Origin of the sequence: Aliibacillus thermotolerans, assembly GCF_027853235.1 — a bacterium.
Lineage (GTDB): Bacteria > Bacillota > Bacilli > Bacillales > Marinococcaceae > Aliibacillus > Aliibacillus thermotolerans.
Genome location: NZ_WKJG01000088.1, coordinates 1 through 2,480 on the forward strand (window position 1 = coordinate 1; position 2,480 = coordinate 2,480).

Annotated in this window: 5 protein-coding genes; all 5 read right to left on the bottom strand. The window is 35.4% G+C overall.

The window, feature by feature from the left end:
• Positions 1–262: 262 nt before the first annotated feature.
• The 5 genes from GJS40_RS12800 to GJS40_RS12820 all read right to left on the bottom strand — a co-directional run bounded on the left by GJS40_RS12800 (position 263) and on the right by GJS40_RS12820 (position 2,366).
• Positions 263–448, bottom strand: coding sequence for a hypothetical protein (locus GJS40_RS12800; RefSeq protein WP_270898249.1), 186 nt, complete (start codon positions 446–448; stop codon positions 263–265).
• A 497-nt stretch (positions 449–945) separates the two neighbouring features.
• Positions 946–1,257, bottom strand: a complete 312-nt coding sequence (locus GJS40_RS12805; RefSeq protein ID WP_270898250.1) for a hypothetical protein — start codon at positions 1,255–1,257, stop codon at positions 946–948.
• Between the two features lie 16 nt (positions 1,258–1,273).
• A complete protein-coding gene (locus tag GJS40_RS12810; protein WP_270898251.1) occupies positions 1,274–1,552 on the bottom strand; it encodes a hypothetical protein in 279 nt (92 codons plus the stop codon).
• Positions 1,553–1,609: 57 nt separating this feature from the next.
• Positions 1,610–1,909, bottom strand: coding sequence for a hypothetical protein (locus GJS40_RS12815; protein WP_270898252.1), 300 nt, complete (start codon positions 1,907–1,909; stop codon positions 1,610–1,612).
• Positions 1,902–2,366, bottom strand: coding sequence for an RNA polymerase sigma factor (locus tag GJS40_RS12820; RefSeq protein WP_270898253.1), 465 nt, complete (start codon positions 2,364–2,366; stop codon positions 1,902–1,904). Before GJS40_RS12820 ends, GJS40_RS12815 begins: the two co-directional genes overlap by 8 nt.
• Positions 2,367–2,480 lie beyond the last annotated feature (114 nt).

The following is a 2,480-nucleotide window of genomic DNA, read 5'->3' on the forward strand; positions in this document are numbered from 1 at the left end:
AAGGGACTATCAATCTCTGAAATACAAAGAGTAATGAAGATTAATTGGAGAACTGCTAAGAAGTATGCCGATGAAGATCAATTACCTCAACAAAAAGAATATAAAAGGAAAGGAATGATGTATGAGGGGTCCTACCAACAAAACGCGGAAAACATACGCTAAGCAAAATTCGACATAAAGAAAGCCGATATTTCCTACGCTAATGAAACTTGCTGCCTTTGCAGAAGGACTGTTTGAGACAGTCCTTCCAGAACCTTTAGCTCTAATCAAATCGCTCGGAAAACTCCCAAAATCCTGGGGTATATTCAAAAACATTATTATGGAAACACTCGGTTATTTTCATTTTTAATTCTTGTTCTAAATCTTCACGATTTTGAGGGCTGGTAGAATATAGTGACTTTTTTATTTTTGGATACAATTGTTTTATTGCTACTTCAGTTGTCATCATAATTACTCCACTCCTTTTGAAGATGGTCTTTCAGTTTTTGTAACGCTCTTTTGTGTAGTTTAGATACATTTTGCGGCGAACTGCCTATTAATTCAGCTATTTCCTTGTTTTGTAATCACTGATGGAATCTCTCTCATGGCTTCACCCGTTCCATGTTTCAATTGGGACGGATTAGGGACGTGCTGTAAATTTAGATACGGTGGCTTGCCATGGAATCCAATTGTAACGTACAAATGGTGTGGAGCAAATTGTGGTAATGGCTGTGGTAGCACACCTACACCGGTAAACGCATTAGATCGTTGCTGTAAATCGCACGACTGCTGTTATGTGAATAATTCATCCTATCCAGCCCGTTGTTCTTGTGACCAAACACTAATTAATTGTGCTCGTGGAACTGACAACGCTGGTAGTGATAGAGTAGTTGTAGCATTCCAAGCCAAAAGGTTGTATTTTGGATGTTAAGGAAAAGGTAGAGCGCGATGCTCTACCTTTTGATTTTATGGATTATCGTTAAGCATGAAGCCTATTCCCATGAGGATAGGAATCAAAATTACAAATAGAATGATGAGTATAGGGAGCAATATACCGAAGTACTTTTTTACGCCAACCTCTTTCTTTTTAATAGCTAAGATACTTGCCACAATCCCCAAAGTTAACAAAATAATGGCTACAACCAACATTATCTTCATGCTTATTACAATCATTCCTTGCGGGTCACTTGGTGAAATGAAATAAGGTGTAACTAAAAACAAAGAACCTACTATACTTAATAATACAGACCAATATCCATATGGTTTGTTTAAAAACATTTTATCTCCCCCAATATCAACTTTCATAAAAGAATAGTGTGCCAACTACAATAACGATTGAATATACATTGATGAGAATACCTATTACTGGGGTGCTATCTATTCCTTTTCTCATATATAAGACGATAACACCAAATAGAATTGCAAGTAAGCTTAAAGAAATATTCGTCATAAAATAAATTGGTTTTCCTATTAAGACATTTAAATTCATAAAAAACAGGTTAATAATAATTAAGGTGTAAGCCAGACCATGAACGATACTGCTCATATCTAACTTTCGGTTTGTTATTTTCATAAGTTCATCTCCTTGTATAAAAGGCAATTGTTGACACTTTCCCGTAGGAGAATTACTTTACGGAAAAATGTCGAAAGCCATTGCGAATAAATTCAGGGTTGGAAGAAGGAGAAGAGATACCACTATGGAAATCAATCCCATCCGAAAATATGCAGACAATTGGCTACGTCTTAGGATTTTCCTTTCAGTTTCTAGGCTATATTCATCCCCACTTGATATCCCAGCTGTTTCTACTTCTAGGAAAGCTTGGTATTCATCAAGTTTTTCTAATTCATCTTCAAACTGCTCTTCCTCTTCAACGGTTAACATCCCCATTCGATATTTTTTAAATTTTGCTTTGAACTCTTCGCTATTCAAATGATTCACCCTTTCTTTTCAAAGAACGTTTTAGACTTTGTTTTGCACGAAATAAAATGCTTTTGAAATTTGATTCAGTCACATTCATTTCTTCGGCTGCCTCTTTATAGGTAAGATCCCTCACATAAAAACAAATAATAGCGTCTCGATAATTTCCTCTCAGATTCATGATTTCCTCGCGTATTTTTTGAACGTTTTCTTTTTCGAAAAGTTTTCCTTCAGGAGATTCACCTGTATCTGGGATAGTTGAAAAATCATGTTCAATATCGGCAATTCTTTTATTTTTCCTTAAGTGGTAATAAAAAATATTGCGAGAAACAGTGAAAAGCCATGCTTTATTAGGCTGATTCCTAAAACTGTCCAAATTCAAATAAGCACGTGTAAATGTTTCTTGAACAATATCCTCTGTTAAAGATTTATTTTTCGTTAACGAAAAAACAAACCTAGGGTGTGTCAATAATTTTGTGTAAATAACCCTATTTCCGGTAGAAAAGTTAGCCTGCTTATTTTAGTTGATAAAACTTCTATCTCTAGGTTAAACACAGAGCCACAGCGGTAGCTGCTTGTCCTT

Coding starts and splice junctions, on each gene's coding strand:
- GJS40_RS12805 (WP_270898250.1), bottom strand. CDS start 1,257: ATGTTTTTAAACAAACCATATGGATATTGGTCTGTATTATTAAGTATA.
- GJS40_RS12810 (WP_270898251.1), bottom strand. CDS start 1,552: ATGAAAATAACAAACCGAAAGTTAGATATGAGCAGTATCGTTCATGGT.
- GJS40_RS12800 (WP_270898249.1), bottom strand. CDS start 448: ATGATGACAACTGAAGTAGCAATAAAACAATTGTATCCAAAAATAAAA.